The following is a 17,917-nucleotide window of genomic DNA, read 5'->3' as shown; positions in this document are numbered from 1 at the left end:
CGACGGGGCGATCGGGTCATTCGGACCGAACAGGCGGGGTATGAGGGGACAAGGACACCAGATTTTCGTCGACGAGCTGACGCGGTTTGCCGACGGCGTCGTCGATCCGCGCGTGACGGCGATCGCCAGGCGAACCGCCGCACCCCTGCGCGTCGTGGTTCGCGGCCGCCGGGGGGTCGGCCGCCGCACGGTGGCCCGCGCGCTGGACCGCGCGGGAACCGCGTCGGGGATCGCGGCCGACCTCCAGCTGAGCGCGTCGGCGCCCGATCCCGGCGCGGACGCGGTGGTCTACGTGGTCGCCGAGGTGGTCAAGCCCGAGGACGCCCACGCCATCGCGGCCGCCGCGCAGCCGGTGGTGGCGGTGCTGAACAAGGCCGACCTGTCGGGCCGGCGCGGCGACGGGCCGATCGCGGCGGCCCGGGCGCGGTGCGCCGATCTGTCGGCGCTGATCGGCGCTCCCATGGAACCGATGATCGGCCTGCTCGCGGTCGCGCTCGACGAACTCGACAAAGCCGACGACCACGCGCTGTGGGCGGCGCTGCACACGCTCGCCACGCACCCCGGTGCCGCGGCGTGCCTCGACGGCTCGTTCGCCGGGTTCCTGGCGGCGGACGGCCCGGTGCCGACCGGCGTGCGTCAGCGCCTGCTGGACACCCTCGACCTGTTCGGCACCGCGCTGGCCGTCGCCGCGATCCGCCAGGGCAGAACCCCGGCGCAGGTGCGCGCCCTGCTGCGCCGGATGAGCGGCGTCGACGCCGTCCTGGCCAAGGTCGGCGCGCTGGGCGCCGAGGTGCGCTACCAGCGGGTGCTCGGGGCCGTCGCGGAATTGGAGGCGCTGGCCGCCGGTGGCGGCCTACTCGGCGAGCGGATCGGCGGGTTCCTGTCCCGCGACGACACGGTGGTCGCCCGGATGGCGGCCGCGGTGGATCTGGCCGAGGCGGCCGGGCTGGACCCGGGCGGCCCCGGGCCGGCCGGCGTGGACCGCGACCCGTCCGCGCACCTGCCGCGCGCGGTGCGGTGGCAGCGCTACAGCCGCGCCTCGGCCAGCGAACTGCACCGCGCCTGCGGCGCGGACATCGCCCGCGGATCGCTGCGGCTGTGGTCGCAGGCCTGCGCGTCACTGCCGGGGGAATCCTGGTGAGCGGCGGCGATCCCATCGCCCAGGTGGACGCGCTGGTGGCCGCGGTCGCGCCGGACCTGGATCCGCCGGCCGTGCACCGCTGCGACGTGGTCCTGGTGACCGGCCCGTGGATGGCCGGGGTCAGCGCGGTGGCCACGGCGCTGCAAGGCCGCCTGCCGCAGCACAAGTTCGTGGAGTCGACGGACCTGGGACCCGGCGAGGTGCCGATGGCGGTGGTGTTCGTCGTGTCCGCGGCGGCCCACCTGACTGCCTCCGACTGCGCGCTGCTGGACGCCGCGACCGAGCACACCGACGCGGTGGTGGGGGTGGTGTCCAAGATCGACGTGCACCGGGGTTGGCGTGAGGTGGTCGACGCCAATCGCGAAGCGCTGGCCGCACATTCGCCGCGCTACGGCCGGGCGCCGTGGGTGGGCGCGGCCGCCCTGCCCGATGCCGGTGAGCCGGACGTCGACGCCCTGGTCGCCGCCGTTTCGGCGCAACTCGACGACCCCGACCTCGCCCGGCGAAACAGGTTGCGGGCGTGGGAATCTCGCCTACAGACGGTCAAACGGCGGTTCGACCGCGACGTCGAGGGATCCGGTCGTCGCGCGCGGGTCGAGGCGCTGCGCGAGGAACGCAGCACGGCGTTGCAGCGGCGGCGTCAGGCGAAGAGCGAACGCACCATCACCCTGCGGGGTCAGATCCAGCAGGCTCGGGTGCAGTTGTCGCACTCCGCGCGCAACCAATGCGCGACGGCGCGCACCGAGCTGCAGGAACACGCGGCCGGGTTGTCGCGGCGCGACATGTCCGGGTTCGAGGCGCACACCCGCGCCCGCCTCGACGAGGTGGTGGCCGAGGTCAGCGACGGCACGGACACGCAGCTGTCCGACGTCGCGCAGGCGGTGGGTGTGCCGGTGGACCTGCCGGCCCTCGAGAAGATGCCGGAGGTCGACGTCTCGGCGCCGCCGCTGAAGTCGCGCCGGCAGGAAACCTGGCTGATGATCGTGCTGGGCGTCGGCTTCGGGCTGGGGGTGGCGCTCACGCTGAGCCGGCTGATGAGCGGCGTGGTCTCGCGGCTCAACCCCGCGCTGGCGGTCGTCGCGGCGGTGGTGTGCGTGGCGATCTCGGTGGCGCTCACCTTCCTGGTGATCAACATTCGCGCCCTGCTGCATGACCGGGCGCTGCTGGACCGCTGGGCGGGCGACGCGACGGCATCGCTGCGCTCGGTGGTCGAGGAACTGGTCGCGACCCGGGTGCTGGTCGCCGAGTCGGTGCTCAGCAAAGCCTTGCTCGCCCACGACGAGGCCGAGAACGCGCAGGCGTCCGCCGCCGTCGGCGTCATCGACACCGAACTGCGCGAGCACGCCCTGGCCGCCGCGCGGGCCGCGGCCGCGCGGGATCGGGAGATGCCCGCGGTCGCCGCCGCCCTGCGGGCGGTGCGTGCAGAACTCGGAGAACCGGGTATACAACCGGCTGAAAGTCCCGCCGAAACCGGCGACGGTGACGAAACCGAAAAACCCGCTTCGAGGAGCGAAGATGGCGACCCGTCGGGAGCTTCTGAATCGTTGTTGTGAGAAGGCTTATACCTGCCCGAGACTTCCCCGACAAGTTCCTCACGATAACCTGTAGTTAACGCCACCAAGTCCTTAATTATGTGGGCGACGGCATACCGAGCAACACAAGCCCGATACGCAACGGATCCAGGAGAGTTCGATGACCTCAGCGACCATTCCCGGTTTGGACACAGCACCCACGAAGCACCAGGGCCTGCTGTCATGGGTGCAGGAGGTTGCCGAGCTCACCCAGCCCGACCGGGTGGTGTTCGCTGACGGCTCCGACGAGGAGTTCAACCGGCTGGCCGCGCAACTGGTCGAGGCCGGCACGCTGAAGAAGCTGAACGAGAAGAAGCACCCCAACTCCTACCTGGCGCTGTCCGACCCGTCCGACGTGGCGCGCGTGGAGTCGCGGACATTCATCTGCACCGAGCAGGAGAGCGGCGCCGGCCCGACCAACAACTGGATGGACCCGTCCGAAATGCGGTCCATCATGACCGACCTGTACCGCGGCTGCATGCGCGGCCGCACCATGTGGGTGGTGCCGTTCTGCATGGGCCCGCTCGGCGCCGACGACCCGAAGCTGGGTGTGGAGATCACCGACTCCGAGTACGTCGTCATCTCGATGAAGGTGATGACCCGGATGGGCAAGGCCGCGCTGGAGAAGATGGGCGACGACGGGTTCTTCGTCAAGGCGCTGCACTCGGTGGGGGCTCCGCTGGAGGAGGGCCAAAAGGACGTTCCGTGGCCGTGCAACGACACCAAATACATCACCCACTTCCCGGAGACCCGCGAGATCATGAGCTACGGCTCGGGTTACGGCGGTAACGCGCTGCTGGGCAAGAAGTGCTACTCGCTGCGGATCGCCTCGGCCATGGCCCACGACGAGGGCTGGCTGGCCGAGCACATGCTGATCCTCAAGCTCATCTCCCCGGAGAACAAGGCGTACTACTTCGCCGCGGCGTTCCCGTCGGCCTGCGGCAAGACCAACCTGGCCATGCTGCAGCCGACCATTCCGGGCTGGCGCGCCGAGACGCTCGGCGACGACATCGCCTGGATGCGGTTCGGCAAGGACGGCCGGCTGTACGCGGTCAACCCCGAGTTCGGTTTCTTCGGCGTCGCGCCCGGCACCAACTGGAAGTCCAACCCCAACGCCATGCGCACCATCGAGGCCGGCAACACCGTCTTCACCAACGTCGCGCTCACCGACGACAACGACGTGTGGTGGGAGGGCCTCGAGGGCGACCCGCAGCACCTGATCGACTGGAAGGGCCGCGACTGGACGCCGGACTCCGACGAGAAGGCCGCCCACCCGAACTCGCGCTACTGCACGCCGATGTCGCAGTGCCCGATCCTCGCGCCGGAGTGGGACGACCCGCAGGGCGTGCCGATCTCGGGCATCCTGTTCGGCGCCCGCCGCAAGACCACGGTCCCGCTGGTGACGCAGGCCCGCGACTGGCAGCACGGCGTGTTCATGGGTGCGACCATGGGCAGCGAGCAGACCGCCGCCGCCGAGGGCAAGGTCGGCACCGTCCGCCGCGACCCGATGGCCATGCTGCCGTTCCTGGGCTACCACGTCGGTGACTACTTCCAGCACTGGCTCGACCTGGGCAAGAACGCCGACGAGTCGAAGATGCCGAAGGTGTTCTTCGTCAACTGGTTCCGTCGCGGCGACGACGGCGGCTTCCTGTGGCCGGGCTTCGGCGAGAACAGCCGCGTGCTCAAGTGGATCGTCGACCGCATCGAGCACAAGGCCGGCGGTCAGGACACCCCGATCGGCATCGTGCCGAAGGCCGAGGACCTCGACCTGGACGGGCTCGACGCCAGCAGCGACGAGGTCGCCCAGGCGCTGGCGGTCAACCCGGCCGAGTGGCGCGAGGAACTGCCGCTGATCGAGGAGTGGTTCGAGTTCGTCGGCGACAAGCTGCCGACCGGCGTCCGCGACGAGTTCGAGGCGCTCAAGCAGCGGCTGTCCGAAGCGGGCTGATCAGCCCGCCAGCCGCGAATTGGGGCTGGCTTTCTTCTGCGCGTACATCAGCTCGTCGGCGCGGGCGAGTAGTTCGCCCACGTTCGCGGTGTCGGAAACCGGCGCCCGCACGAAGCCGATGCTGGCCGAGAGACGGTAGGGCCGCTCACTCGTCTTGTTGAAATTCCCGAACGCGAGCGCGAGCCGCTCCTCGAGCGACGGGGTGTCGCCGTCGCTTTCGGTGATCATCACACAGAATTCGTCGCCGCCGATGCGGGCGAGGATGTCGGACTCGCGCCGGATGGTGCGCAGCACCCCGGCGACGTCTTTGATCAGTTTGTCGCCCATGTCGTGGCCCAGCTCGTCGTTGACCTTTTTGAGGCCGTCGACGTCGAGAAAGGCGAGCACGCAATTGTGGCCGAGGTGGTGTGACCCGCGCAGTTTCTGCTCGGCCAGCAGGTAGAAGCCGCGACGGTTGTTCAACCCGGTCAGCTCGTCGGTGACCGACAGCCGGCGGATCTCCTCGTTGGCGTCCTCCAGGGCGGCGGTGCGGTCGCGCACCCGCCGTTCCAGCTCGGAGTACACCCGCACGTTCTCCATCGCGATCGACGTCGAGTCCGCCAGGGCCTGCAGCAGGTGGACCTCCTGGTCGGCCGGCTGGTGCCGGCTGGCCCAGTAATTGCCGATCGCGCCGATCGGCTCGAGCTTGCGGATGGGCACCATCACCAGGCTCTTGACGAAGGTGGGGCGGTACAGGGCGTGCGGGATGCGCGGGTCGCCGTAGATGTCGGGGATCACCGCCGCGTCGCGGTTGAGCATCGCCCAGCCGCTGATGCAGGACCCGATGGGGAAACGGCTGCCCTTCCACAGCGGGGCGATCGCGTCCTCGTCGGCGTAATAGCAGCTGTCGTTGTCGCGGAGCACGAACGTCGCGCCGTCACAACCGGTGAGCTCGCGCGCCGAGGAGCGGACGATGCGCTGCAGGTCGGGCAGGGTGCGCGCCAGCGACAGCTCCTGAATGGCGTGCACGAGCCGCTCCATGCCGTCGACATAGTCGGAATCGGCGAACGAAGATGCGGCAGGCTCCGATTCTTGCTCGGCGGTCATGCGCACCTCCGTGCGGCAGTGGCGTATCCCGCCGCGCGTTGCTGACCAAGGTCGGGTTCCAGGGCCCACGGCGCTCTACTTGACTGCATTATGGCTGGCGCCGCGCGCCCCGCGCCGGGATTGACGCAGAAACTCGCCGGGTCCACCCACCACTTAACACCCGTCAAGTTTGGCGGCGGTACAGTCTGCGCATGCAGATCCGCCCGTATATCGGCGCCGACAAACCTGCTGTCATCCTGTACCCGTCCGGCACGGTCGTCACCTTCGATGACCTCGAGGCCCGCGCCAATCGCCTGGCGCACCGGTTCCGTCAGGCGGGCCTGCGCGAGGGTGACACGGTCGCCATCCTGATGGAGAACAACGAGCACATCCACGCGGTGATGTGGGCTGCTCGCCGCAGCGGTTTGTACTACGTGCCCATCAACACCCATCTGACCGCGGCGGAGGCCGCCTACATCGTCGACAACAGCGCCGCCAAGGCGATCATCGGCTCGGCCGCGCTGCGCGAAACCTGCGCCGGCCTCGCCGAGCAGCTGCCGCGCGGGCTACCGGAACTGTTGCTGATCGCCGCCGAGAAGCAAGACGAGGGCCTGCCGGGCTGGGAGCGCTACCCGGAATGCGTTGCCGGCCAACCGGATACCCCGATCGACGACGAAATCGAGGGTGACCTGCTGCAGTACTCGTCCGGAACCACTGGCCGGCCCAAGGGCATCAAGCGCGAATTGCCGCACGTTCCCCCGGCCGACGCCCCCGGCATGATGTCGGCGCTGGTCGGCTTCTGGATGACGCCCGATTCGGTCTACCTGAGCCCCGCGCCGCTGTACCACACGGCGCCGTCGGTGTGGTCGATGAGCGCGCAGGCCGGCGGCATCACCACGGTGGTGATGGAGAAGTTCGACGCGGAGGGCTGCCTGGATGCCATCCAGCGGCACCGGGTCACCCACGGACAGTTCGTGCCGGCGATGTTCACCCGGATGCTGAAACTGCCTGATGCGGTGCGTCATTCGTACGACCTGAGCAGCCTGCAGCGGGTGATGCACGCCGCGGCGCCGTGCCCGGTGGAGATCAAGAAGCAGATGATCGACTGGTGGGGTCCGATCATCGACGAGTACTACGCCTCCTCCGAGGCACACGGGTCGACGCTGATCACCGCCGAAGATTGGCTGGCGCATCCGGGTTCGGTCGGCAAGCCCATGGGCGGCGCCGTGCACATCCTGGACGAGAACGGCGACGAGCTCCCGCCCGGCCAGGCCGGCGAGATCTACTTCGAGGGCGGGTATTCGTTCGAATACCTCAACGACCCAACGAAAACCGCGTCATCGCGCTCCAAGCACGGCTGGGCCACCGTCGGCGACATCGGCTACGTCGATGACGAGGGCTACCTGTACCTGACCGACCGGCGCCACCACATGATCATCTCCGGCGGGGTCAACATCTACCCACAAGAAGCCGAGAACCTTCTGGTCACCCACCCCAAGGTGATGGACGCGGCGGTGTTCGGCGTTCCCGACGACGAGATGGGCCAGCGCGTCACCGCGGTCGTGCAGACCGTCGACCCCGCGGACGCCACCGACGCGTTCGGCGATGAGCTGCTGGCCTGGCTGCGGGATCGCCTGGCGCACTACAAATGTCCGCGATCGATCGCCTTCGAAGCGCAGCTGCCGCGCACCGACACCGGCAAGCTCTACAAGAATGGGCTGATCGAGAAGTACTCGGTGTGACCGATGCTCCGGGTGGTCGACCTGTCGAGCGCGCCGGAGGACGGTCCGGCGTCGCCGCCCGGCGTGATCATCGCCGTCGGCTCGGCCGACGACATCGCTAGGGCCGGAACCTGGCTTGACGCAGCGACTTTCACGCTGACCGAGGACGCCTGCGCCGACCGCCGGGTCATCACCGTCGATTCCGTGTCCGACGCGCTGGTCGAGCTGACCGATCGCTGTCGACGTTGGCCGCACGCCGGCGGGATCTGTGACGACGTATTGCGCGCGGTGGATCCCGAGGGGCCGACGCTGGCCGGGGTGGTGGCCGAGTCGCTGGGGTATTCAACGCTGCAGTCCGGCCCGGAGTTCGCGCGGTGGCTACAGGAGCGCGGCCGGGTCCGCATGCCCGACATCGCCGACCCGGTACTGGCGGACCGTGACGGCGACATCCTGCGCATCGCCTTCAACCGGCCGCAGCGCCACAACGCGTTCTCCACCGACGCCCGCGCGGCGCTGTTGGAGGCGCTGTCCGTCGCGCAGCTGGATCCCTCGGTCACCGGCATCGTGTTGAGCGGCAACGGCCCATCGTTTTGCAGCGGTGGAGATCTCGCCGAATTCGGCACCTTCGCCGACCCGGCGAGTGCCCACCTCGCCCGCACCCGGCACAGCCCCGCCCTCGCGCTCGACGCGCTGACCGCGCGACTCGGCCGCGCGTGCCGCGCCGAGGTGCACGGCCGGGTGATGGGCAGCGGACTGGAGATGGCCGCGTTTTGCGGGTGGGTCACCGCCCGCGGCGACGCGGTGTTCGGGCTACCCGAATTGGCGCTCGGCCTGATCCCCGGCGCCGGCGGCACCGTCAGCGTCACCCGGCGGATAGGCCGGTGGCGCACGGCGTATCTCGTGCTGTCCGGCCACACCGTGGACGCCGAGACCGCGTTGGCCTGGGGGTTGGTGGACGAGGCCTAGCGACCGCGCCGCGGCACGCTCGACGTGGCCCGGGTCGGCGTCAGAAGCCCGAATACGTGGTCGTCGTCGTCGAGGGCAGATGGGAGACGACAAGCACCCCGGCGACGACGTAGATCAGCACGAAGATCACCGCCGCGACGACGCCCACGATGGCGCCGATGATGGCCCACTTCTTGGCGTTGTTGGCCGCCTCGTGCGCCTCGGCGTAGCGGCCCTGCGCCCACAGCCCGGAGACCTTGTTGGAGTACACAATCGAGACGATCCCCAGCGGCAGGCAGCACAGCACCGTGCACAGGATCGCCCAGACCAGATAGTTCTCGGGTTCCGGCTGGCCCTGCCAGCCCGGCTGGGCCGCGGGCCATCCCGCGGGCGGCTGACCCGGCCACGCCGGCGGCGGCTGCGGCGGATACCCCGGCGGCGGCTGACCTTGCCAGTCCGGCGGCGGTTGGCCTTGCCATTCCGGTTGTTGCCCTTGCCATTCCGGTTGTTGCCCGGGCCATTCAGGCGAACCGCCGGGCGGCGCGGGAGGATAACTCATGGCGGCTGCCTTTCCCTTTGGTTCGGAAGTCAGGCAAATATACTCCCAAACGCCGTTCTGCCGCCGCGCGATTGACAAGCCCGCGTCAGATCCCGCCGCGGGTCACCAGTTGCCGGGCGATCACATTGCGCTGGATCTCGTTGGTGCCTTCACCGACGATCATCAACGGCGCGTCCCGAAAGTAGCGTTCGACGTCGTACTCGGTGGAATAGCCGTAGCCGCCGTGGATTCGCACCGCGTTCAGCGCGATCTCCATCGCCACCTCGGAGGCGAACAGCTTGGCCATCCCGGCTTCCATGTCACAGCGTTCACCGCTGTCGTAGCGCTCGGCGGCGTAGCGGGTGAGCTGGCGGGCGGCGGTGAGTTTGGTCGCCATGTCGGCCAGGTAATTGCCCACCGACTGGTGCTGCCAGATCGGCTGCCCGAAGCTCTCCCGCTGCTGGGCGTAGGCCAGCGCATCCTCGAGCGCGGCGGTGGCCACGCCCAGGGCGCGCGCCGCCACCTGGATGCGGCCCGTCTCGAGTCCCTTCATCATCTGTGAAAAGCCCTCGCCCGCAACGCCACCCAGTATCGCCGTTTCCGGCACCCGGTAATTGTCGAAGGACAGCTCGCAGGACTCCACGCCCTTGTAGCCCAGCTTGGGCAGGTCCCGCGACACCGTCAGCCCCGGCCCGTGCTCGACGAGCACGATCGAGATGCCCGTGTGGCGCGGCTTGGCGTTCGGGTCGGTCTTGCACAACAGGGCGATCAGCCCGGAGCGGCGGGCGTTGCTGATCCAGGTCTTGGACCCGTTGATCACCAGGCCGCCCGCGTCGTCGCTCAGGGCGGTGGTCGCCATGTTCTGCAGGTCCGAGCCGCCGCCGGGCTCGGTCAATGCCATGGTGGCGCGCACCTCGCCGCCGGCCATCGGCGGCAGGTAGGTCCGTTTCTGCTCCTCGGTGCCGAACAGCGTCAGCAGCTTGGCGACCACGGTGTGCCCGCCCATCGCGCCGGCCAGGCTCATCCAGCCCCGCGCCAGTTCCTCGGTGACCCGGACGTAGCAGGGCATGGACACCGGCGAGCCGCCGTACTCCTCGGGCACGGCAAGCCCGTAGATGCCGATCCGCTTCATCTGCTCGATCCACGCCTCGGGATAGGTATTGGCGTGTTCGGTCTCGCGCACGCTCGGCTTGACCTCGCGGTCGATGAACGCCCGCACCGTCGCGACCAGCATGTCCTCTTCGTCGTTCACCTATGAGCACCTCGTCGATTCGCGCCGAACGTCGACTTGCTGGGGAAAATCGGCACCAGCAGGTCGACGTTGGGGCCTGATCCGGATTGACCCTCGATTCCACAGCCTGCCAGCATGTGGCGTTGTGACTAGTGACGGGTATGCGCGGATTCGCGAGGGTGGGCCGTACTTCGACGACCTCTCGGTGGGGCAGGTGTTCGACTGGGCGCCGTCGATGACGCTGTCGTCCGGCCTGGCGGGCGCGCACCAGGCGATCGTGGGCGACCGGCTGCGCCTGGCGCTCGACGCCGATCTGTGTGGGGCGGTGACGGGGCTGCCCGCCCCGCTGGCCCACCCGGGGTTGGTGTGTGACGTGGCGATCGGCCAGTCGACGCTGGTGACCCAGCGGGTCAAGGCCAACCTGTTCTATCGCGGCCTGGTGTTTCACCGGTTCCCCGTCATCGGCGATTCCCTCTACACCCGCACCGAAGTGGTTGGGCTGCAGGCCAATTCACCCAAGCCGGGCCGGGCCCCGACGGGCTTGGTGGCGCTGCGGATGATCACGATCGACCAGGCCGACCAGTTGGTACTCGACTTCTACCGTTGCGGGATGCTGCCCGCCGGACCGGATTTCGATGCCGACAACGCACCGCACGACGATCTGTCCACCATCGGCGCCGACGTGCCCGGCCCGGCCCACGATCCCACCGCGCAATGGGACGGTGAGGTTTTCCGCACCAAGGTGCCCGGGCCGCACTTCGATCCCGCTCTGGCGGGATCGGTGCTGCACAGCACCGCCGACGTCGTCACCAATGCCCCCGAGCTCGCCCGGCTCACCCTGAATAACGCTGCGACCCATCATGATTCGCGGGTCGGCGGGCGCCGGCTGGTGTACGGCGGACACACCATCGGGCTGGCGCTCGCGCAGGCCGGCAGGCTGCTGCCCAATCTGGTGACGGTGCTGGGCTGGGAGTCGTGCGATCACACAGGTCCCGTACACGAGGGCGACACCCTCTACAGCGAGCTGCACATCGAATCCGCCGAGCCGACCGAGCATGGGGGAGTGCTCGGGTTGCGGTCGCTGGTGTATGCCGCCGGTGACGCCGACGGCGGGCCGGACCGGCCGGTGCTGGACTGGCGGTTTCGCGCGCTGCAGTTCTAACGACGATGCGCGCCACGAGCACAATGGGGGGCGTGAGCTCGGCCGCAACCGCCTGGGGAAGCAGCGGGCTGGCCTACCTGACCGGCCCGCCCGACGGACCCGCCGACTTCTCCCGCGCCCGCGTGCTGTCCCGCGCGCACGAGGTGGCCGCGGCGATCGGCGGCCGCTGGGGCATCGACGTCGACGCGGCCGGGCTGCTGACCGGCCGGGCCGCCCTACGGGGCCTGACCCGCGCCGGCCGGGTGTCGCCCGGCGGCGCCACCCGCCTGCTCGCGGCGCGGGACGGCTGGTGCGCGCTCACCCTCTCCCGCGCCGACGACCTCGCCGCCGTCCCGGCGCTCCTGCAGGTCGACGACGCCGCGGTCGACCCGTGGCCGCAGCTGCGACGGTGGGCCGCCACCCGTGCGGTCCCCGACATCGTCGAGCGGGCGGCGCTGCTCGACATCCCGGCGGCGGGCCTGGGTGAGGCGACGGCCGCGCCGTCGCACACACGCCGCATCGGACCGCCGGCGCCACCGCGCGCGCCGCGGGGGCTGCTGGTGGCCGATCTGTCCTCGATGTGGGCGGGACCGCTGTGCGGTCGGCTGCTGGCCCACGCCGGGGCGACGGTCGTCAAGGTCGAAAGCCCTCGCCGCCCGGACGGCACCCGCGCCGGGGACCGAACCTTCTTCGACTGGATGAACCACAAAAAGCTCTGCTATGGCATCGATTTCGACAGCCAGACCGACGAATTACGCGAGCTCCTCACGGTCAGCGACGTCGTCATCGAGGGCTCCCGCCCGGCCGGGCTGGCGCGCCGGGGCCTCGGGCCCGACGACGTCGCGCCACGACCGGGCCGAATCTGGTTGCAGATCACCGCCTATGACGGGCGCCGGCCGGGATTCGGGGACGACGCCGCCGTCGGTGGCGGCCTGGTCGGGACCAGCGCCGAGGGGCCGGTGTTCTGCGGCGACGCCATCGCCGACCCGCTGACCGGCCTGCAGGCGGCGCTGGCGGTGGCCGAATCCCTGGCGCGCGGCGGCGGCGAATTGATCCGCCTCTCCATGGCGGCCGTCGCCGCGACCTACGCGGCGCTGCCCACGGGGCCCTCGGAGTCGCCCGCGCCGGTGTCACCGCCGCTAATGCCGCCGGCGGCGCCTCCCGCGTCCGGGCTGGGCGCCGACAACGCGGCGGTGCGCCACCTCGTCGGCCAAAGACGTTGCCTGTCATGCTGATTCGTCAGGCGACCCTGCTGGATGGGACCGTGACCGACATCCGCGTTGGCGCGCAGATCGAGGAGATGGCGCCCTCGGGCGAGGGCCTGACGCCGCGGGCCGGCGAGGGCGTGCTGTACGCGGGCGGCGGAACCGTGCTGCCCGGGCTGCACGACCACCACGTGCACCTGCGCTCGGCGGCCTCGGCGCTCGATTCGTTTTTCGTCGGACCGCCCGGGGTCAGCACCGAAGCCGAGCTCACCCAGTTGCTGGCGAACGCCACGCCCGGGCCCGACGGGTGGATTCGCGCCGTCGGCTACCACGATTCGGTCGCCGGGGAACTCGACCGGACCGCTCTGGACGCGATGGTCCGCAGCGTGCCCGTGCGCATCCAGCACCGCAGCGGCGCGCTGTGGATCCTCAACTCCGAGGCGCTGGGCCGGATCGGCCTGGCCGAACACCCCGACGGGCGACTGCGCAGCGCCGACGACGGCTGGTCGCAGGCCCTGGACCGACGCGAAACCGACCTCGCCGAACTCAGCCGCCGCATCACGGCGACCGGCGTCACCGGGGTCACCGACGCCACCCCCGACCTCGACGCCGACGACAGGGCCTCGCTGGCGGCGGCGCACGGCCGCGGCGAGTTCCGGCCACGGGTCAGCTTCCTGTCCCCGGGCAAGAAAATCCTGCACGACGACCGCCTCGACCTCGACGGTCTCACGGAATGGATTGCCGGGCAGCACAACACGGGCCAACCGGTCGCCGTGCACTGCGTGACCGCGGCCCAGCTGGTGGTGACCATCGCCGCCCTGCGCGCGGCCGGCGGCCACCCGCAGGACCGCATCGAACACGCCGCGGTGGTGCCCGACGACAACGTGGCCGACCTCGCCGAGCTCGGGGTCACCGTGGTCACCCAGCCCAACTTCGTCGCCGAGCGCGGCGATCAGTACCTCGCCGAGGTTCCCGCCGCCGAGCACGATCAGCTGTGGCGCGTCGCGGCGCTGCGCGACGCGGGGGTGCCGGTCGCGCTGTCCACCGACATGCCGTTCGGCCACGGCGACCCGTGGACGGCGATGCGCGCCGCGGTGCACCGCACCACACCGAGCGGTGCCGTTCTGGGCGCCGACGAATGTGTCTCGCCGTCAACGGCTTTGACGATGTTTCTGGGGTGCGCGGATCGACCGGACCGGGTGCGCGCGGTGCGCACCGGGCAGCCGGGCGACCTGTGCGTGCTCAGCGAGCCACCGGCGACGGCGCTGGCCGAGCTGGACGCCGGCATGGTGGCCGCCACCGTCATCGGCGGCGAGCTGGTGTACTTCGCGATGTGACCCGGCGGTCAGGACGCCGGGGCGAGCGCGGCGCGCAGGATGTCGCATTGGCTGCCGAAGAACTGTTGTGACACTTGAAGTTTCGGCGCGATCAGGTCGAACCCGTGGAAGGCGCCGGGAACGATTTCGACCTGGCACGGCACCCCGGCGGCTTTCAGCCGTTCGGCGTAGGCCAAGTCTTCGTCGTGGAACAGGTCATGGGTGCCCACACCGATCCATGCCGGGGGCAGCCCGCTCAGGTCGTCGCGCCGGGCGGGCACCGCGACCTGCGGGTCCGCGCCGCCCAGGTATGCGGCCCAACCGAATCGGTTGCTGCGGTTGTCCCAGAGCCGGTAGTTCGCGCTGGGCTCGGTCGCCGAACTGCGGTCGTCGAGCATGGGATAGGTCAGCAGCTGAAACGAGGGGCTCACCTCGGCGCGGTCGCGGGCCAGCAGGGCCAGGGCCGCGGCGAGGCCACCGCCGGCGCTGGCACCCCCGATGGCCACCCGGTACCGGTCCACCGACGGCAGCCCGGCGAGCCAGGTCAGCGCCGCGTAGCAGTCTTCCAGCGGTGCGGGGTACGGATGTTCGGGCGCCAGGCGGTATTCCACCGACGCCACGGTGATGCCCAGCCGCCTGCTGAACCCGCTGCACAACCGGTCGTCCTGCTGGGCGGTGCCGATCACGTATCCGCCGCCGTGAATCCACAGCAGCGCGGGCGTCGGCTCGCTGACACCGGCGGGCCGGAACAGCCGGACGCCGGCCCCGGACTCGAGGGTGATCACCTCGACGTCGCGGACGGGCTTGCCCAGCCGCGCCCGCCAGTCCATCGCCGCCCGCATGATGGGCAGGGTGCGTGGGCCGACGAGCCGCCGGGGAGCGAAGCGGGCGAGTTTTTGCAGGTCAGGATGAACAGCGTCGTTCGTCACCGATCCAGTATCACCGACGGGGAAAATGAAGGGACCGCTATCGGTGTTCTGCCGTTCATGACACGAGGAGGCCGCGTGCCCGCAAACGTCCCCCACCTCGCCACGCGATTGGTCGACACGACGCTCGGGATGCTTCGGGTCCAGGTGAGTGGCGGAACCGGTCCCGCGGTCCTCATGTGGCCGAGCCTGCTGATGACGGGCGACCTGTGGGCCGGGCAGGCCGCCCGGTTCGGCGACAGCCATCGCCTGGTGCTCGTCGACCCGCCCGGCCACGGCAGCAGCGCGCCGCTGAGCGGGCCCTTCAGCTTCGCCGACTGCGCGCGCTGCGTCGTCGACCTGCTGGACGGGCTCGGCATCGACCGCGCCCACTTCGTGGGCAACTCCTGGGGCGGGATGATCGGCGGCACCTTCGCCGCGCTGCACCCCGAACGGCTCGACCGCGCCGTGCTGATGAATTGCACCGCCTCCAAAGCCGGTGTCGCACAAAAGATTCAGTACGCCGCCATGCTGTGGCTGGCGAGACTGCTCGGCGGCATCCGGCCGCCGCTGACCCGGTCGGGCATCCGCGCCTTCCTGGGCCCGACCACGCTGCGCACCCGCCCGGACGTGGTCGAGGCCGTGCGGACGAACGTGGCTGCGGTGAACGCCGATTCGGTGCGCTGGGCGGTGCGCAGCGTGGTCTCGGCCCGGCCCGATCAGCACGCCCTGCTGGCGCGCGTCACGGCGCCGGTGCTGGTGGTCGCCGGCGCGGAAGACGCCACCTTCCCGGTGGCCGAAACCCGGGCCATGGCCGAGTCGATCCCTACCGCGTCCTTCACCGTCCTGGACGGGGTCGCGCACCTCGCGGCGCTCGAGGACCCCGCCCGGGTGAACGCGCTGCTGGAGTCGTTTCTGTTCGGGTGACGCGGCGCCGCTATCGAACCGAAACACGCGTTGCCACGTAGCCCTAACGGGCCCGTGCAGGGCCCACAAGGCAGTGGATTAACCGAACCGCGATCGGGGTATCGGTGCAATGCTGGCGAACGTGCTTGCCGTCAGCTTGTGGGGTTTGTCGGCTCGTGTTCGCTACGTCCCGCCTGGGGCCGCGCGTCGCAGGCCGCCCGATCGGCCGCGACGCGAGGGGCGAGACATGCTGGGGCAGCTATACGATCGGGCACTCGGCGGGGAGCGATGTTGGATCCGCCATGACGACGGCGAACTGCGGCCGCTGCCGGCGCACCGCTGGTTGGGGGTGCGATGTCCCCCCGACGGCTCAGGCGGATCCGGTGACGCCGTCGACGAGGTTTTCGACGAGGCCGTCACCCAGATGTGCACCGGGCCGACCATCGAGCTGGGCTGCGGTCCGGGGCGGTTGGTGGCGAGACTGATCCAGCGGGGCATCCCCGCACTCGGTATCGACCGATCCGCGACCGCGATCCAGCTGGCGGGCCGGGGCGGTGCGCCGGCCCTGTTGGGTGACGTGTTCGAGGAGCTGCCCGGAACGGGCTTGTGGCAGACGGTGTTACTGGTCGACGGCAACGTCGGGCTCGGTGGAGACCCGCTGCGGATTCTCGCGCGCGCCTTCGAGTTGTTGGCCCGCGGCGGCCGTTGCATCGCCGAATTCGAAGCCGAGACCATCGGCATCCGGTCGCGCTGGGTCCGCCTCGAGTCGTCGTGCGAGGTCGGGCCCTGGTTTCGCTGGGCCACCGTCGGGGTGGACAGCGCCGCCGCGCTGGCCGCGCAGGTGGGGCTGACGCTGACCGGCGTCCGCCTGATCGGCGACCGGGTGATCGCCAGCCTGGCGGCGGTCTGAGCGTGTCGCGCGCAGCTAAATCAGGCGCACGTAGCGAACCGCCAAATGCGTTCCAAACAGGGTGAATAACCCCGTCAGCGACACCCCTGGGCAAAGCGTGAGCGCAACCATAGCCGGTTCTACGTAAACACCGGTTTCGGCGACCTGCCCGGGGGTACAGTTCCCGACATGACGGCGAACCGACCGGGTTTCACACCGTGGATGAAGTGGTTGCTGCGGGCCGGTCCCGCCGACTATGCGCTGGCGCTGAGCGTGGCCGGGGCGTCGCTGCCGGTTGTCGGCAAACACCTCGAGCCGCTGGCCGGCATCACCGCCATGGGCGTGTGGGGCGCGCGGCACGCACCCGAGGCGATCTCCGCGGCGAAAAAGGACTGGTTCACGCCGGGGATCAACGACGCGCGGCGCCGGGACCGTGAGAGCACGCGGCAGGTCTCCCTCGCGGCGTTGCGGGGGGTCGTGTCGGCGGCGGACCTCGAGATGGATTGGCCGGCGGCCGAACGGACACCGCCGATCTGGGACGGCCTGCGCCAGCGGCGCCACCTTTATCGCCGGGGCGTCCACTACGGGGACCACCCCGCACAGGTGCTCGACGTCTGGCGCCGCAAAGACCTGCCCGCGCAACCCGCGCCGGTCCTGATCTTCCTGCCGGGCGGCGCCTGGGTGCACGGCAGGTGCATGGGTCAGGGGTCCGCGCTGATGTCGCGGCTGGCCGAGCAGGGGTGGGTGTGCCTGGCGGTCGACTACCGCGTCGCGCCACACCACCGCTGGCCGCGCCACATCGTCGACGTCAAAACCGCCATCGCGTGGGCGCACGCCAACGTCGACAAGTTCGGCGGCGACCGCAATTTCGTTGCGATAGCGGGGTGTTCGGCCGGCGGCCACCTGTGCGCGCTGGCCGGGCTGACCCCCGACGACCCGGAGTACCGGGCGAAGCTGCCCGAGGGTGCGGACACGTCGGTGGACGCGGTCGTCGGAATCTATGGCCGGTACGACTGGGAGGACCGCTCCACGCCGGAGCGCGCCCGGTTCGTCGAATTCCTGGAACGGGTCGTGGTGAGAAAGTCGATCGCCCGTCATCCCGAAGTATTCCGGGCCGCCTCGCCGATCGCCCGAGTGCACCGTAATGCGCCGCCCTTCCTCGTGATTCACGGCAGCAAGGACAGCGTCATCCCGGTGGAGCAGGCGCGCAGCTTCGTCGAGCGGCTGCGGACGGTGTCGCATTCGACGGTGGGCTACCTGGAGTTGCCGGGCGCGGGCCACGGATACGACCTCATCGACGGCGAGCGCGCCGGCGCGGCGGCACACGTCGCCTCCCTGTTCCTCAACCAGGTTTATCGCACCAAGACACGGATCGGGGCAAAAGAGGTTATCTGA

Annotated in this window: 15 protein-coding genes; 11 read left to right on the top strand and 4 right to left on the bottom strand. The window is 70.3% G+C overall.

All coding sequences use genetic code 11. From position 1 onward, the window contains the following. The first annotated feature begins 40 nt into the window (after window positions 1–40). The 3 genes from W7U_RS20125 to W7U_RS20115 all read left to right on the top strand — a co-directional run bounded on the left by W7U_RS20125 (window position 41) and on the right by W7U_RS20115 (window position 4,660). Window positions 41–1,141 carry a hypothetical protein gene (locus W7U_RS20125; RefSeq protein ID WP_008261876.1) on the top strand — a complete coding sequence of 367 codons (1,101 nt, stop codon included), beginning with the start codon at window positions 41–43 and terminating at the stop codon, window positions 1,139–1,141. Next, window positions 1,138–2,694 (top strand): hypothetical protein, encoded by a 1,557-nt coding sequence (locus W7U_RS20120; protein ID WP_014383464.1) that lies wholly within the window; start codon window positions 1,138–1,140, stop codon window positions 2,692–2,694. The genes W7U_RS20125 and W7U_RS20120 overlap by 4 nt, the downstream gene beginning before the upstream one ends. A 139-nt stretch (window positions 2,695–2,833) precedes the next feature. Beyond that, window positions 2,834–4,660: a phosphoenolpyruvate carboxykinase (GTP) gene (locus W7U_RS20115; protein WP_008261874.1), complete on the top strand. Its 1,827-nt coding sequence runs from the start codon at window positions 2,834–2,836 to the stop codon at window positions 4,658–4,660. Here the strand turns inward: W7U_RS20115 and W7U_RS20110 are convergent, their stop codons facing one another. After that, a complete protein-coding gene (locus W7U_RS20110; protein WP_008261873.1) occupies window positions 4,661–5,746 on the bottom strand; it encodes a sensor domain-containing diguanylate cyclase in 1,086 nt (361 codons plus the stop codon). Window positions 5,747–5,937: 191 nt separating this feature from the next. Between W7U_RS20110 and fadD4 the strand changes: the two genes are divergently transcribed. Continuing rightward, a complete protein-coding gene (gene fadD4 / locus W7U_RS20105; RefSeq protein WP_008261872.1) occupies window positions 5,938–7,467 on the top strand; it encodes a fatty-acid--CoA ligase FadD4 in 1,530 nt (509 codons plus the stop codon). A 3-nt stretch (window positions 7,468–7,470) separates the two neighbouring features. Next, the gene (locus W7U_RS20100) at window positions 7,471–8,412 is read left to right on the top strand and encodes an enoyl-CoA hydratase/isomerase family protein (protein ID WP_008261871.1); all 942 of its coding nucleotides are present in this window, start codon (window positions 7,471–7,473) and stop codon (window positions 8,410–8,412) included. Window positions 8,413–8,452: 40 nt separating this feature from the next. Here the strand turns inward: W7U_RS20100 and W7U_RS20095 are convergent, their stop codons facing one another. Both W7U_RS20095 and W7U_RS20090 read right to left on the bottom strand, forming a co-directional pair. Beyond that, window positions 8,453–8,950 (bottom strand): CD225/dispanin family protein, encoded by a 498-nt coding sequence (locus tag W7U_RS20095; protein WP_008261870.1) that lies wholly within the window; start codon window positions 8,948–8,950, stop codon window positions 8,453–8,455. Between the two features lie 85 nt (window positions 8,951–9,035). Beyond that, window positions 9,036–10,181 (bottom strand): acyl-CoA dehydrogenase family protein, encoded by a 1,146-nt coding sequence (locus tag W7U_RS20090; protein WP_008261869.1) that lies wholly within the window; start codon window positions 10,179–10,181, stop codon window positions 9,036–9,038. Window positions 10,182–10,305: 124 nt separating this feature from the next. Between W7U_RS20090 and W7U_RS20085 the strand changes: the two genes are divergently transcribed. Genes W7U_RS20085 through W7U_RS20075 form a run of 3 tightly spaced genes read left to right on the top strand, consistent with a single transcriptional unit; the run spans window position 10,306 to window position 13,843 of the window. Then, entirely contained in the window at window positions 10,306–11,322 is a 1,017-nt protein-coding gene (locus W7U_RS20085) for a MaoC family dehydratase (RefSeq protein WP_008261868.1), read from the top strand. A 23-nt stretch (window positions 11,323–11,345) separates the two neighbouring features. Continuing rightward, window positions 11,346–12,536 (top strand): CoA transferase, encoded by a 1,191-nt coding sequence (locus W7U_RS20080; RefSeq protein WP_008261867.1) that lies wholly within the window; start codon window positions 11,346–11,348, stop codon window positions 12,534–12,536. Further along, on the top strand, window positions 12,530–13,843 hold the full coding sequence (locus W7U_RS20075; protein ID WP_008261866.1) for an amidohydrolase family protein: 1,314 nt from the start codon (window positions 12,530–12,532) through the stop codon (window positions 13,841–13,843). Before W7U_RS20080 ends, W7U_RS20075 begins: the two co-directional genes overlap by 7 nt. 8 nt (window positions 13,844–13,851) lie before the next feature. Here W7U_RS20075 and W7U_RS20070 read toward each other — a convergent pair whose 3' ends face one another. Next, window positions 13,852–14,751 carry an alpha/beta hydrolase gene (locus W7U_RS20070; RefSeq protein ID WP_008261865.1) on the bottom strand — a complete coding sequence of 300 codons (900 nt, stop codon included), beginning with the start codon at window positions 14,749–14,751 and terminating at the stop codon, window positions 13,852–13,854. A 129-nt stretch (window positions 14,752–14,880) separates the two neighbouring features. On the opposite strand from W7U_RS20070, the gene W7U_RS20065 reads away from it, so the two are divergent. The 3 genes from W7U_RS20065 (at window position 14,881) to W7U_RS20055 (ending at window position 17,917) form a co-directional block, all read left to right on the top strand. Continuing rightward, the gene (locus tag W7U_RS20065; RefSeq protein ID WP_071196530.1) at window positions 14,881–15,654 is read left to right on the top strand and encodes an alpha/beta hydrolase; all 774 of its coding nucleotides are present in this window, start codon (window positions 14,881–14,883) and stop codon (window positions 15,652–15,654) included. A 226-nt stretch (window positions 15,655–15,880) separates the two neighbouring features. Beyond that, complete coding sequence (locus W7U_RS20060) at window positions 15,881–16,543, top strand: SAM-dependent methyltransferase (protein WP_008261863.1); 663 nt, start codon at window positions 15,881–15,883, stop codon at window positions 16,541–16,543. A gap of 168 nt (window positions 16,544–16,711) precedes the next feature. Then, on the top strand, window positions 16,712–17,917 hold the full coding sequence (locus W7U_RS20055) for an alpha/beta hydrolase (protein ID WP_014385999.1): 1,206 nt from the start codon (window positions 16,712–16,714) through the stop codon (window positions 17,915–17,917).

It is taken from the genome of Mycobacterium sp. H4Y (genome assembly GCF_000364405.1).
Lineage (GTDB): Bacteria > Actinomycetota > Actinomycetes > Mycobacteriales > Mycobacteriaceae > Mycobacterium > Mycobacterium intracellulare.
Note: the sequence above shows the minus strand (reverse complement) of the source record. Positions and strands in the feature narration are given on the sequence as shown.

Excerpts from the sequence above, each read along its gene's own strand:
- W7U_RS20125 (WP_008261876.1), top strand. The coding sequence starts at position 41 with ATGAGGGGACAAGGACACCAGATTTTCGTCGACGAGCTGACGCGGTTT.
- W7U_RS20115 (WP_008261874.1), top strand. The coding sequence starts at position 2,834 with ATGACCTCAGCGACCATTCCCGGTTTGGACACAGCACCCACGAAGCAC.
- W7U_RS20110 (WP_008261873.1), bottom strand. The coding sequence starts at position 5,746 with ATGACCGCCGAGCAAGAATCGGAGCCTGCCGCATCTTCGTTCGCCGAT.
- fadD4 (WP_008261872.1), top strand. The coding sequence starts at position 5,938 with ATGCAGATCCGCCCGTATATCGGCGCCGACAAACCTGCTGTCATCCTG.
- W7U_RS20100 (WP_008261871.1), top strand. The coding sequence starts at position 7,471 with ATGCTCCGGGTGGTCGACCTGTCGAGCGCGCCGGAGGACGGTCCGGCG.
- W7U_RS20095 (WP_008261870.1), bottom strand. The coding sequence starts at position 8,950 with ATGAGTTATCCTCCCGCGCCGCCCGGCGGTTCGCCTGAATGGCCCGGG.
- W7U_RS20080 (WP_008261867.1), top strand. The coding sequence starts at position 11,346 with ATGGGGGGCGTGAGCTCGGCCGCAACCGCCTGGGGAAGCAGCGGGCTG.
- W7U_RS20075 (WP_008261866.1), top strand. The coding sequence starts at position 12,530 with ATGCTGATTCGTCAGGCGACCCTGCTGGATGGGACCGTGACCGACATC.
- W7U_RS20065 (WP_071196530.1), top strand. The coding sequence starts at position 14,881 with ATGCTTCGGGTCCAGGTGAGTGGCGGAACCGGTCCCGCGGTCCTCATG.
- W7U_RS20060 (WP_008261863.1), top strand. The coding sequence starts at position 15,881 with ATGCTGGGGCAGCTATACGATCGGGCACTCGGCGGGGAGCGATGTTGG.
- W7U_RS20055 (WP_014385999.1), top strand. The coding sequence starts at position 16,712 with ATGACGGCGAACCGACCGGGTTTCACACCGTGGATGAAGTGGTTGCTG.